Origin of the sequence: Candidatus Enterovibrio escicola (assembly GCF_002464935.1) — a bacterium.
GTDB classification, from domain to species: Bacteria; Pseudomonadota; Gammaproteobacteria; order Enterobacterales; family Vibrionaceae; genus Enterovibrio; species Enterovibrio escicola.
Map to the genome: position 1 here is coordinate 16,912 of NZ_NBYY01000014.1, position 12,257 is coordinate 29,168.

At 41.4% G+C, this 12,257-nt stretch carries 11 protein-coding genes and 3 pseudogenes; 8 read left to right on the forward strand and 6 right to left on the reverse strand.

Annotated elements, in window-relative coordinates:
- Nucleotides 1-53: 53 nt before the first annotated feature.
- The 5 genes and pseudogenes from sucA to BTN49_RS20645 form a co-directional block, all read left to right on the forward strand.
- Nucleotides 54-2,864 carry a 2-oxoglutarate dehydrogenase E1 component gene (gene sucA, locus BTN49_RS06185; protein WP_097356460.1) on the forward strand — a complete coding sequence of 937 codons (2,811 nt, stop codon included), beginning with the start codon at nt 54-56 and terminating at the stop codon, nt 2,862-2,864.
- Between the two features lie 27 nt (nt 2,865-2,891).
- A complete protein-coding gene (gene odhB, locus BTN49_RS06190; RefSeq protein WP_097356461.1) occupies nt 2,892-4,106 on the forward strand; it encodes a 2-oxoglutarate dehydrogenase complex dihydrolipoyllysine-residue succinyltransferase in 1,215 nt (404 codons plus the stop codon).
- A 90-nt stretch (nt 4,107-4,196) separates the two neighbouring features.
- The gene (gene sucC / locus BTN49_RS06195) at nt 4,197-5,363 is read left to right on the forward strand and encodes an ADP-forming succinate--CoA ligase subunit beta (protein WP_097356462.1); all 1,167 of its coding nucleotides are present in this window, start codon (nt 4,197-4,199) and stop codon (nt 5,361-5,363) included.
- Nucleotides 5,363-6,235, forward strand: a complete 873-nt coding sequence (gene sucD, locus BTN49_RS06200) for a succinate--CoA ligase subunit alpha (protein WP_097356463.1) — start codon at nt 5,363-5,365, stop codon at nt 6,233-6,235. The genes sucC and sucD overlap by 1 nt, the downstream gene beginning before the upstream one ends.
- Before the next feature lie 132 nt (nt 6,236-6,367).
- Nucleotides 6,368-6,460, forward strand: a pseudogene (locus tag BTN49_RS20645) (transposase); the annotation flags it as partial.
- 162 nt (nt 6,461-6,622) lie between these two features.
- Here the strand turns inward: BTN49_RS20645 and znuB are convergent.
- Nucleotides 6,623-7,408, reverse strand: coding sequence for a zinc ABC transporter permease subunit ZnuB (znuB, locus tag BTN49_RS06210; protein ID WP_097356465.1), 786 nt, complete (start codon nt 7,406-7,408; stop codon nt 6,623-6,625).
- On the reverse strand, nt 7,401-8,168 hold the full coding sequence (gene znuC / locus BTN49_RS06215) for a zinc ABC transporter ATP-binding protein ZnuC (RefSeq protein WP_097356466.1): 768 nt from the start codon (nt 8,166-8,168) through the stop codon (nt 7,401-7,403). Before znuC ends, znuB begins: the two co-directional genes overlap by 8 nt.
- A 114-nt stretch (nt 8,169-8,282) precedes the next feature.
- On the opposite strand from znuC, the gene BTN49_RS06220 reads away from it, so the two are divergent.
- Nucleotides 8,283-9,146, forward strand: a complete 864-nt coding sequence (locus tag BTN49_RS06220) for a zinc ABC transporter substrate-binding protein (RefSeq protein WP_223824878.1) — start codon at nt 8,283-8,285, stop codon at nt 9,144-9,146.
- A gap of 145 nt (nt 9,147-9,291) precedes the next feature.
- Here BTN49_RS06220 and BTN49_RS22135 read toward each other — a convergent pair.
- From BTN49_RS22135 to BTN49_RS12980, 3 genes and pseudogenes are all read right to left on the reverse strand, one after another.
- Nucleotides 9,292-9,563 (reverse strand): annotated as a pseudogene (locus BTN49_RS22135) (IS982 family transposase); the annotation flags it as partial.
- Between the two features lie 1,151 nt (nt 9,564-10,714).
- Nucleotides 10,715-10,894, reverse strand: a complete 180-nt coding sequence (locus tag BTN49_RS06225) for a hypothetical protein (protein ID WP_097356468.1) — start codon at nt 10,892-10,894, stop codon at nt 10,715-10,717.
- A gap of 42 nt (nt 10,895-10,936) precedes the next feature.
- Nucleotides 10,937-11,116 (reverse strand): hypothetical protein, encoded by a 180-nt coding sequence (locus BTN49_RS12980; protein ID WP_146679209.1) that lies wholly within the window; start codon nt 11,114-11,116, stop codon nt 10,937-10,939.
- Nucleotides 11,117-11,426: 310 nt separating this feature from the next.
- Here BTN49_RS12980 and BTN49_RS15475 point away from each other — a divergent pair, with 310 nt between their 5' ends.
- Both BTN49_RS15475 and BTN49_RS15480 read left to right on the forward strand, forming a co-directional pair.
- On the forward strand, nt 11,427-11,711 hold the full coding sequence (locus BTN49_RS15475; RefSeq protein ID WP_199399416.1) for a hypothetical protein: 285 nt from the start codon (nt 11,427-11,429) through the stop codon (nt 11,709-11,711).
- A gap of 12 nt (nt 11,712-11,723) precedes the next feature.
- Nucleotides 11,724-11,849, forward strand: a complete 126-nt coding sequence (locus BTN49_RS15480; protein WP_199399417.1) for a transposase — start codon at nt 11,724-11,726, stop codon at nt 11,847-11,849.
- A gap of 328 nt (nt 11,850-12,177) precedes the next feature.
- On the opposite strand, the pseudogene BTN49_RS12985 reads toward BTN49_RS15480, so the two are convergent.
- Nucleotides 12,178-12,257 (reverse strand): annotated as a pseudogene (locus BTN49_RS12985) (IS200/IS605 family transposase); the annotation flags it as partial.

The following is a 12,257-nucleotide window of genomic DNA, read 5'->3' on the forward strand; positions in this document are numbered from 1 at the left end:
ACTGGGAAATTCTCGGTCATCGTAATATATACTTAAGTAGTTAAGGGATAATAATGCAAAATGGCGTGATGAAGACGTGGCTGGAGTCTTCTCATTTGGCTGGTGGCAATACAACTTACCTAGAAGACCTCTACGAACTATACCTCAGTGACCCCGAATCTGTCGATAACGAATGGCGAACTGTTTTTGATGAATTGCCCGTGGTTGGCGGGAAGGTGCCAGAGCAATCTCACGCAAGAGTTCGTGATTATTTTCGAAAACTTTCTAGGGAGACAGCGCATCCTAGTTCCTCAATCAGTGACCCAGATGTTAACGTAAAGCAAGTCAAAGTATTACAACTTATCAATGCTTACCGTTTCCGAGGACATCAACAGGCAAAATTGGATCCTTTAGGTATCTGGCAGCGTGAGCGTGTGCCTGACTTAGAACCATCATTTCACGCACTTAATGAAGATGACTTTGAGGAAACATTTAACGTTGGCTCTTTAGCTGTTGGTCAAGATAACATGAAACTTGCCGATTTGTATGAGGTTCTTAAGAAAACCTATTGTGGTTCTATTGGTGCAGAGTACATGCATATTACCAATACGGAGGAAAAACGTTGGCTTCAACAGCGGATTGAATCCGTTGTTGGTCAGCCGCAATTTTCGAAAGAAGAAAAAATGATCTTGCTTGAGGAGTTGACTGCTGCAGAAGGTTTAGAGCGTTATTTGGGCGCTAAATTCCCAGGTGCGAAACGCTTTTCTCTTGAAGGTGGCGACGCACTCATTCCAATGGTGAAAGAAATTATTCGCCAGGCTGGAGCAAATGGGGGACGTGAAGTTGTTGTAGGTATGGCTCACCGTGGCCGACTGAATATGTTGGTCAACGTTCTTGGTAAAAAACCGTCGGAATTGTTTGATGAGTTTGCGGGTAAGCACGACGAAGCTTGGGGTACCGGTGATGTTAAGTATCACCAAGGTTTTTCCTGCGATTTTGCAACGTTAGGTGGTAATGTTCATTTAGTGATGGCGTTTAATCCTTCTCACTTAGAGATTGTAAATCCTGTAGTTATCGGTTCCGTACGTGCCCGTCAAGATCGTTTAGGGGATAAAGATGGTTCAACCGTACTGCCAATCACCATTCACGGTGATTCTGCAATTTCAGGTCAAGGTGTTGTGCAAGAAACCTTTAACATGTCACAAGCTCGCGGGTACCGTGTTGGCGGCACAATTCGTATTGTGGTGAATAACCAAATTGGTTTTACGACGTCGAATCCGCATGATATGCGTTCTACGCAATATTGCACGGACGTTGCAAAAATGGTCCAAGCACCTATTCTCCATGTTAACGCTGATGATCCAGAAGCAGTCGCATTCGTTGCTCGCCTCGCATTAGACTACCGCAATACGTTCAAACGTGATGTTGTAATCGATTTGGTGTGCTATCGTCGCCATGGTCATAATGAAGCTGATGAGCCAAGTGCAACACAGCCGTTGATGTATCTAAAAATTAAAAAACACCCTACACCCCGTAAACTATATGCTGATATTTTAGCCGACCAAAACGTGGCCGATTTGGAGGTAGCGACTTACCTCATTAACGAATATCGTGATGCATTGGATCGAGGTGAACATGTGGCGAAAGAATATCGTCCTATGGTGCTCCACTCTGTTGATTGGTCTCCTTATCTTGGTCATGACTGGACTATCGAGTGGCCAAATACAGTTGACATGCAACGATTAGTGGAACTTGGTCGGTGTATCTGCAAATATCCAGATAGTCATAAATTGCAAAGCCGCGTCAACAAAATCTATAACGATCGTACAGCGATGTTAAATGGAGAAAAAGGTATAGATTGGGGTATGGCAGAAATATTGGCGTATGCGACGCTTGTTGATGAAGGTAAACGTATTCGGATCAGTGGGCAAGATTCTGGGCGAGGAACTTTCTTTCATCGACATGCTGTGTTACACAACCAAACTGATGCTAGCACGTATATTCCGTTAGCAAATATTCATGATAAACAAGGGTCATTTCAAGTGTTTGACTCCGTATTGTCTGAAGAGGCTGTACTTGCGTTTGAATACGGATATACAACCGCGGAACCGAGAGGTTTGACCATTTGGGAGGCACAATTTGGTGATTTTGCTAACGGTGCACAAGTGGTGATCGATCAGTTTATAAGTTCTGGAGAGCAAAAGTGGGGTCGTATGTGTGGTCTCACAATGCTGCTTCCGCATGGATATGAGGGTCAAGGTCCAGAGCACTCATCAGCGCGTCTTGAACGCTATCTACAGCTCTGTGCAGAGCAAAATATACAAGTTTGTGTGCCATCGACACCTGCACAAATTTATCACATGCTTCGTCGTCAGGTGTTGCGTCCAATGCGTCGTCCATTGATCGTGATGTCGCCTAAATCTCTATTACGCCATCCACTATGTATTTCAACGCTTAAAGATTTGGCCACCGGTAATTTTCAAGCAGTAATTGGTGAAATTGATGAATTAGATCCCTCAGCAGTAGAACGTGTTGTAATGTGTTCGGGTAAGGTTTATTACGATTTGCTTGAAACTAGACGTAAGGAAGCAATTAAAAACATCGCTATTGTTCGTATTGAGCAGCTGTACCCATTTCCTAAAGAAGACTTACAAGCCGTAATCAGTGAATACCTAAACGCTAGGGACTTTGTGTGGTGCCAAGAAGAACCACAGAATCAAGGCGCATGGTATAGTAGTCAACACAATTTCCGATTGGCAATGCCTGCTGATGCTATCCTGCACTATGCAGGACGTGTTGCCTCTGCTTCGCCGGCTGTTGGCTATATGTCTGTACATTTAAAACAACAAAAAGCGTTAATTGAAGACGTACTTACTCTGAATTAAGAACTAGAAAGGGAAGGAAAAAGAAATATGACCATCGAAATTCTGGTTCCAGACCTACCTGAGTCTGTTGTTGATGCGACAGTAGCAACTTGGCATAAGCAACCGGGTGATTCGGTTTTGCGTGATGAAGTTCTAGTTGATATTGAAACAGATAAAGTAATCCTAGAAGTGCCTGCGCCGGTAGATGGTATGTTGGAAGTTATCGTTGAAGTGGAAGGGACTACTGTACTTTCTAGGCAAATAATCGCAAAAATAAAAGCCTGTGCTGTTGCTGGTGAACCGACGGTAGATGTACCGGTATCATCGGAAGCCTCACCAGATAAACGTCACACAGCGTCGTTGACTGAAGAGCAACATGACACGTTGAGTCCAGTAGTACGTCGTTTATTGGCAGAAAATGATCTTCAACTAGGGAAATTGAAAGGTACGGGTGTGGGTGGCCGCATTACACGTGAAGATATCTATGCACTCTTAAAACAAAATGGCGTGAAAATGGAACGGACTCAACCTCAAGCAAAAAATGATACTTTGATATTCGATCACCGCAGTGAAAAACGTGTGGCTATGACTCGTTTACGCAAACGAGTTGCGGAACGTCTGCTAGAAGCGAAGAATAGTACAGCTATGCTGACAACATTCAATGAAGTGAATATGAAATCCATAATTGGCATTCGTAAACAGTACAAAGACATGTTCGAGGAGCGTCACGGTATTCGTTTAGGATTCATGTCTTTCTACGTGAAAGCTGTTGTAGAAGCGTTGAAACGTTACCCTGAAGTCAATGCATCAATTGATGGTGAGGAAATTGTTTACCACAATTTCTTTGATATAAGTATGGCGGTAGCTACACAACGTGGCTTGGTGACACCAGTATTACGTAATTGTGATCGCCTTGGTTTTGCCGATATCGAAAAGGGAATCAAGGAGCTTGCAATGAAAGGTTTGGATGGAAAATTGGCAGTTGATGATTTAACTGGCGGTAATTTTACCATTACTAATGGTGGTGTATTTGGTTCATTGATGTCTACACCAATTATCAATCCACCTCAAGCTGCGATTCTTGGTATGCATAAGATCCAAGATCGGCCTGTGGCAGTGAACAGTAACGTTGAAATTATGCCAATGATGTATCTTGCTCTTTCTTATGACCACCGTTTGATTGACGGACGCGAGTCGGTTGGCTTTTTGATTACCATTAAAGAGTTTTTAGAAAACCCTATACGCCTACTGCTTGACGTATAGCACTAAGAGGATTTGTCGGTTAACAGGGAATAAAGACCCTGTGAGGAAAGCAGATACCTATAAATTTGAAATTAATATGGAAATAACATCATGAATTTGCATGAATATCAGTCAAAACATCTGTTTGCCGAATATGGCCTGCCTGTGTCTGAAGGGTATGTTTGTGATACGCCAGAAAGAGCTGTTGTCGCTGCGGATAAACTTGGTGGTGATAAATGGATTGTAAAATGCCAAGTCCACGCGGGTGGTCGTGGCAAGGCGGGTGGTGTTAAACTCGTCAGTTCAAAGGAAGAAATCAGAATATTTGCTCAACATTGGTTAGGTAGAAACTTGGTTACTTATCAAACAGATGTTAGGGGTCAACCCGTTAATAAAATCTTGATTGAAGATTGTATAACTATTACAAGAGAATTGTACTTAGCTGTAGTGGTAGATAGGAGTTCTCTCCGTATTGTTTTGATGGCCTCTACTAAAGGGGGAGTGGAGATTGAGAAAGTCGCAGAAGTAACTCCTGAATTAATCCACAAGGCTGTAATCGATCCTCTAGTTGGTCCCCAGCCATATCAAGGGCGTAAGCTGGCGTTTAAATTGGGTTTGAAGGGTGATGCAGTTAAACAGTTTACTGCAATTTTTATGGGTATAATACAATTATTTATTGAGAGTGATGCTGCATTGGTGGAAGTAAACCCGCTAGTAATTACCGATCAAGGTAACCTACTTTGCCTAGATGCTAAGATGACCATTGATAGCAACGCGATATATCGTCAACCTAAAATCAGCGAAATGAATGATCCCAGCCAAGATGATGCACGTGAAGCGTATGCGGCTAAGTGGGATCTTAACTATGTGGGGTTGGATGGCAGTATTGGTTGTATGGTTAATGGTGCAGGTCTCGCAATGGGTACGATGGATATCGTAAACCTACATGGTTGTAGCCCTGCTAATTTCTTGGATGTCGGAGGTAGTGCTACGAAAGAGCGTGTAGCTGAAGCGTTCAAAATTATCCTTTCTGACGAAAAAGTCAAAGCAATATTAGTTAATATTTTCGGTGGAATCGTGCGCTGTGACCTGATTGCTGCCGGTATTATTGGTGCTGTCGAAGAAGTAGGAGTCAAAGTTCCCGTGGTTGTGCGTCTTGAAGGAAATAATGCGGAATTAGGTGCGAAAAAACTGGCTAAGAGTGGCCTGAACATCATTGCTGCGACCTCCTTGATTGAAGCAGCAGAAAGAGTTGTTGCTGAAGCTGAGGGTAAATAATGTCTATTTTGATCAATAAAGATACCAAAGTTATTTGTCAGGGGTTTACTGGTAGTCAAGGAACATTTCATTCTGAACAAGCGATTAAATATGGGACACAAATGGTTGGTGGTGTATCACCAAGCAAAGGTGGTACTACCCATCTAAGTTTGCCAGTGTTTAATACCGTCTCTGAAGCCGTTGAAGCCACAAATGCAACTGCATCTGTCATTTATGTTCCAGCCCCGTTCTGTAAAGATGCAATTTTAGAGGCTATAGATGCTGGTATCGAACTTATCGTTACGATCACTGAAGGGATTCCTACGCTTGATATGCTGGAAGTGAAAGTGAAATTAGATCAAACTGGTGTCCGGATGATCGGTCCCAACTGTCCAGGTGTGATTACACCTGGTGAATGTATGATTGGAATCATGCCCGGCCATATTCATAAACCTGGAAAAGTAGGAATAGTCTCTCGTTCAGGTACCTTGACCTATGAAGCGGTTAAGCAAACTACAGATGAAGGTTTCGGCCAATCTACGTGTATAGGAATTGGTGGTGATCCTATAGCAGGTTCAAATTTTATCGATATTCTAGAAATGTTTGAAAAAGATCCAATGACGGAATCTATCGTAATGATTGGTGAAATCGGGGGTTGTTCGGAAGAGGAAGCTGCAGTATACATCAAAGAAAATGTAAACAAGCCAGTTATTTCATATATTGCAGGTGTAACTGCGCCTAAGGGCAAACGTATGGGTCATGCGGGTGCGATTATTTCGGGTGGTAAAGGTACTGCTGAAGACAAATTCGCGGCACTTGAAGCCTCTGGTGTTACCACAGTGAAAAGTTTGGCTGATATTGGTAAAGCGGTTCGTCAACGCACTGGTTGGTAATTTTTGGTAATTGTGTTACATCAACTTAAGTATCTGCGTATGATCGGCTAAATTAGGAAGTATTGTCTTTATCTTACTCACCTCCAAGCCAAACTGACTGGCATCGTGTTCGTTGATTTGTCCAAGCTATAGGTTTGTTACAACCTACGCATTCTCAGACATCAGGTTTATAAAGGTTCCTCAAAGCGAGGAAAAGGAACGATGGGGTGGTTCTACGGTTTCAAATATATTAATCCGGATGTCGTTGTATTGTTGAACAAGTTTTGTATGGTAAAGACCAACAGCCCTAAATTCTTTATACGATTGATTGTGAAATCTTAACGGTCAGTATGTGGATTTTTATTCCTTTTTTATGGTGATTAGAGTAAAGCACATAATTGCAGCTCTTCATTCAACTTGTGAACGAAATTGACTCATCAAAAATAATAGGCCTGCAATAACAACAATTGAGGGTCCTGCAGGAGTATCTTTAAACCAAGAAAGTGCGATTCCAGCAATAACGGAAATGATGCCGATAACGCTAGCAAGCAAAGCCATTTGCTCAGGACTGGACGAAAAACGGCGGGCGGTTGCTGCAGGGATGATCATTAATGATGTAATGATCAATGCACCGATAAACTTCATTGCAATAGCGATCACTAACCCAACCATAAGCATTAAGATAAGACGTAGTCGATGAACATCGTAGCCATCAACGCGTGCAAGATCTTCATTGACAGTAATTGCAAGAAGAGGCCTCCAAAGTTTTATTAGAGTAATAGTGACAAGTCCACAGTACCCTGCTATCCAAAATAAATCTGTAGAGGATACTGATAAAAGATCACCAAAGAGATATGCCATCAAATCTACACGTAGATCATCCACCAAGCTGATTGATATTAGGCCAAGTGATAGAGAGGTATGTGCGATGATACCGAGCAATGTATCTATTGAAACACTGCTTTTTCGTTGAAGTCCAACGAGTAAAATTGAAATAAGAAGGCAACTGACAATAAGTGTAATATTTAGATTAATTTGAAAGATAAAACCCAGCGACAGACCTAGCAGTGATGAATGTGCGAGAGTATCGCCGAAGTAAGCCATTTTTCGCCAAACAACAAACGCACCAAGAGGACCTACCGTGGCCGCAATTAATACGCCAGTTAAAATAGGAATTGTTATGAATTCAATCATTTTTGTTATAGCTATTTGTACAAGAACCGACTGGTTTACCTGATAAATCGTGGTCGTGATTGTGATGGTGGTGATATAGCGCTAGCTGCTCACTTTCTTGATGTCCAAAAAGGACCACATATTCAGGGTGTGAGGAGATAGAATCAGGCGTGCCTGAGCAGCAAATATGATGCTGTAAACAAATTACTTCATCTGTTTTTGCCATAACAAGGTGTAGGTCATGTGAAACCATTAAAACTCCACAGTTTAATATATCTTTTAGTTTTGCAATAAGGCTATACAGAGCGAATTGACCTCTGACATCAACACCTTGAACAGGTTCGTCTAATACTAATAAGTTTGGATTTTTCAGTACCGCGCTGGCAAGTAGAACACGCTGAGTTTCTCCACCAGATAGTGTATGCATATTTGCGTGTAGCAGCTTTTGGGCACCCACCAAGGTAAGTGCGTCTTGAATAGATAAAGAGGTAATATTAGGGGTAAACCTTAAAAAACGTTCAACCCTTAGAGGTAATGCATCATTGAGTTGAAGTTTCTGAGGAACATAGCCGATTTTTAAACCGCGCTGACGTTCAACTGAGCCTTTAGTCGGTGTATTTAAACCAATCACGGTTTTTACTAATGTCGATTTACCTGCACCATTTGGTCCAATTAGTGTGGTTATTTTTTTTCTATGTAGGGATAGAGTGACTTTATCCAATACGATTTTATCATTAAAAATCACGGAAACATTGTTTAGCATAACGAGGGGACAGGACATAAGTATCGACTTGATATGTGAATTTAGGATGTTATATTATAATATTTTGTGTATCTGATAAATTATCAATTTAAGGTTTATTCCATGATATCAACTAGTGTTTTACTTCTATCTATGTCACTACTGATACTGTCTTCCTATGCTAATTCGTCACCAGTGAATATTATCACTACGATAAAGCCATTGGCACTAATTGCTCATGATATCGTGGGAAAGAATGCGAATATTACCATCCTACTGCCTGAAAATACATCACCGCATGGTTATGCGTTGAAGCCGTCTGATATCGTGAAAATTAAAACCGCTGATCTTGTGGTCTGGGTAGGGCCAGAGTTAGAGCTGTTCCTAGATAAAATACTTAAGTCTCAGGCAAATGCGTTGCAATTGACCGGTTATAAAGACATGCCATTGAAACACTTTCATAAACACGAAAGTGATGATCATGGTAGTCACCATCATGCCAGCGTGGATGGACATATCTGGCTGGGTCCCAAACAAAGTAAAGTGATTGCACAAGCTATTGCTGAATCGATGTCTCGCATTGATCCCTCTAATGAGGACGATTATCAGAGAAATTATCAGCAGTTTATTGTTGATGTCTCACGGAGTGAAAAAGACATATCATCAGCACTTTCTGCAAATCCTTCAAAAGGATATTTCCTCTTTCATGATGCGTATAGCTATTTTGAGGATGCTTTTGACTTGAAACCCGTAGGGTATTTTACGGTGAATACAGAAATAAAACCTGGTATGAAAACATTGCTTTCCATCCGAAAGTCGTTACAAAACAAAGAAGCACAATGCATTTTTACTGAACCTCAGTTTAATCCCTCTTTTATTGAAAGTGTGTCGAACGGTACGGGTGTCAAGCTCATAGAGATCGACCCAATGGCAAAGGATTTAAATATCCAAATAAACAGCTATCATGATTTCCTAATGTCTTTAGGAAAGAGTTATGCGGAATGTTTCCGCCCATAATTGCACACGAGAGTGTGTGGACACTAGAGCTTTTATCTGTTTAGTTATTAAAATGTGATATAAAAAACAACTGTGATTGTCAGAAGGTCTACTTGGCTATGGGTATTGCAAAAAGATCGAGTTCGTACATAATAACTTAACCTCAGGTCTGCATAAGCAAGCGCTTATGCAGACCTGAGGTTAAGTTAGGAAATTCGTTGGTGAGGTAGCGGCAAATAAAGTGGATGTAATAAGTTTTAAAGTCTCGATACCCCGATTGATGGAAAGCTATCGCTATGTCATCACTGCGCTAACGGAGAGGCGAGAAGGCTTGTTTCTTTATTTGATACCGGAAGGAATTAGGTGTTTTTCCCATGCAGGGAGGAAGATCAGGTAGAAGTAGTCGACATCGACGAAAATAGCGTCTAAGTTATTCATGCTCAAGTCCTTGTTCAGTCAATATTTCATTTCTTGAGCTTAGCTCAAGTTAATATAGAATAGTTCCTGAGTAGTTCGTCAGTATGACCTGTAATGCAGTTGTTTACTACTGCAGATATCATGTGTCCTAACAGGATCCGTATGCATCAGGAAATTTATTTTTTAGACGGAAAGTAACTTATTGAACCCAGACACTTCTGCAGACTTAAGCCTTGAGGTGTTTGTAAATACAGTTCGAAGTCACTGATAGATAGGAAACAAGCAACATTTGGTGTTGGATAGTAACCGTTCACCAGGTTCATATTTACAACTAAAATTGAGCAATATTGGTGAAGCCAATGCCTTGATATAAGAGCTTTGGTGCGAGTTACGTGAATATGAAGATCAATTAGCTGATAATTTAAGAAATTAGGCATGATCCCCATCATCAAAACCTCCGGTGATGAGGGGAGAGAGAAAAGAGCTCTAGGCTCGCAAATGGAATCAGGCTGGCACTCCACTAGGCTACTTGGATATCGCTACCAAGTTTTATAGCTGCCGGAGGTTGCAATGGATATCATCGAACAGCATCTGTTTCACTGGAATTTCTGACATTGTAACCACGAGGTGTCGACTGACTTTTCTAAGGATGCACTGTTAGGTTGAATTAGATCACTTGGCTCAGCCACATCGCCGTACTAGCAGGCTAGTATCCCTTGAGTATCAGCAAGCAATATACAACGCTTACTCCGAGACCAGTATGGCATCTACTTTCCAATTTGAGTACTATTTGAGGCACAGGACTGAGTCAGTATCTTTTTGGCCCAAGCGAACTAGGCACTCCATTGCCATATAAAACAGTTCGCTATTATCCACATCGACGAAATGATACATAATCGCAACGGAGAAACTGTCCCCTGCAGGGTTTAACTGATCAGAGACAGTGATGTTATTTAACTTAAGCTGCGCATAAGAAATAAACTAAATGCCTAAGTTGCGATCTGATCGTTTGAAAAAATATTGACTACATAAGGATTTGGGCATGTCTAACTTAGACGCTGTTTTCGTCGATATTGATGACTTCTACCAGATTTTCCTCCCTACATGGACATTGTTGATTAAATCAGGCCTATAACGCATTGATAAAAATATCCTTTATAGTTTTAATTTGTCTATTGGCAAACAGGTATACCGAGTCTTATAACTTTGTTCATCGCTTTCACATTTGCCAGCGCTTCACTAACTTGAGCATTGTTATTATGCAGAGTAAGTTTATGGCTGAGCCACTGTTTATAGCGAAATATTGCTGTCTCTGCTAATGAGTGTTTATGATAACCCCTGTCCTTCTTCACTCCGCCAGTTGATCCTATTTCAAAGCCTTTACAGCTTAATTTCTAGGATGCCCTTCCTCCCAGTACCCCGCGTTGCTTCAAGGTGGAATATCGAGCGTTATTCCTTTGTTCTTCAGTACGTGGTTGACATGCTCTTGTGTCATAGGCTCCATCAGTATTGACTTGTTGGATCTTTCGTCGTAATTGGTTAAGTAATATAGATAAAATCTCATTGTCATCCACAGAACCTAAGTTAACTTCTGTAGTAATAACCTCCTAAATAGACACATAAACGGCAAGATGAAGTTTGCGCTAAATAGGCTGTTTCTCCTTACCGTGTTTACGCGTTTTTCATTGACCTTGGTCGTATACTTTTAGGTATGTGGTATAAATAATAACGTAGGTGACAGCTCCTCGACGTGGTAAGTGGTACTTAATTTTTACGGTCTTCGAACATTTATTAATTCAGGTGTATGTAGAGGATTTCAGCGTGATACTCATCAACGTCAAAACTGAATTGAGAAAGCCTTTTCACCTCTCTGTTAGCGCAGTGATGAGGATAGTGATAGCTTTCCGTCAATCAGGGTATCAAAACTTTAAAACCTATTACATCCACTTTATTTACCGTTACCTCACCAATAAATTTCCTGAATTAGTCAGCTCCCCGAGAATGCTCAAGCTCATGCAAGGTGGTCTGGTTCTGGTTCCGCTTTACTCTTACCTCAGTCACCGTCAGGCAAGGCTGACAGGGATTGCCTTCGTTGATTCTTCCACGCTACGGGTTTGTTACAACCTACGCATTTTTAGATATCAGGTTTTTAAAGGTACCGTGAAGTGAGGAAAAGGAACGATGGGGTGGTTATACGGAGATAAAGGTTATATCGCTGGTCTATTGGAGCGGGAACTTGCAGATAAAGGAGTGACACTAATAACGGGTGCCAAAAAGAATGTGAAACCCAAAATAATGAAACTTTAGGACTGCCTGATAATCCGGAAACGATTTATTATTGAAACCGTTTTTGACCAACTAAAAAACATATCCTAAATTGAGCATTTTCGGCACAGTAGCTGTACCATCTTTATGGTTAACTTGCTGGTGGGGATCATTGCGTATTCATTTCAACCAAAGAAGCCGCGTATTAAGATAACTCGGCTTGATAAGCAAGTGCTTATGCAGATAGGAGGTTAGCAATATCGCCGTAAACCCTCGCCCAATGCGGGCGGGGATATAAGCAATATCGCCGTAAACCCTCGCCCAATGCGGGCGGGGATATAAGGCGAACTCCCGTAGGGAGTTAAAATGCTCAATTCAGTGTGGATTGACTGTTCACGTAAGCTTTTAACGTCTCTATTGTTGCACCTCCGGCAGTGCAAGCAAAATAAG

Excerpts from the sequence above, each read along its gene's own strand:
- sucA (WP_097356460.1), top strand. The coding sequence starts at position 54 with ATGCAAAATGGCGTGATGAAGACGTGGCTGGAGTCTTCTCATTTGGCT.
- odhB (WP_097356461.1), top strand. The coding sequence starts at position 2,892 with ATGACCATCGAAATTCTGGTTCCAGACCTACCTGAGTCTGTTGTTGAT.
- sucC (WP_097356462.1), top strand. The coding sequence starts at position 4,197 with ATGAATTTGCATGAATATCAGTCAAAACATCTGTTTGCCGAATATGGC.
- sucD (WP_097356463.1), top strand. The coding sequence starts at position 5,363 with ATGTCTATTTTGATCAATAAAGATACCAAAGTTATTTGTCAGGGGTTT.
- znuB (WP_097356465.1), bottom strand. The coding sequence starts at position 7,408 with ATGATTGAATTCATAACAATTCCTATTTTAACTGGCGTATTAATTGCG.
- znuC (WP_097356466.1), bottom strand. The coding sequence starts at position 8,168 with ATGTCCTGTCCCCTCGTTATGCTAAACAATGTTTCCGTGATTTTTAAT.
- BTN49_RS06220 (WP_223824878.1), top strand. The coding sequence starts at position 8,283 with ATGTCACTACTGATACTGTCTTCCTATGCTAATTCGTCACCAGTGAAT.
- BTN49_RS15475 (WP_199399416.1), top strand. The coding sequence starts at position 11,427 with ATGAGGATAGTGATAGCTTTCCGTCAATCAGGGTATCAAAACTTTAAA.
- BTN49_RS15480 (WP_199399417.1), top strand. The coding sequence starts at position 11,724 with ATGGGGTGGTTATACGGAGATAAAGGTTATATCGCTGGTCTATTGGAG.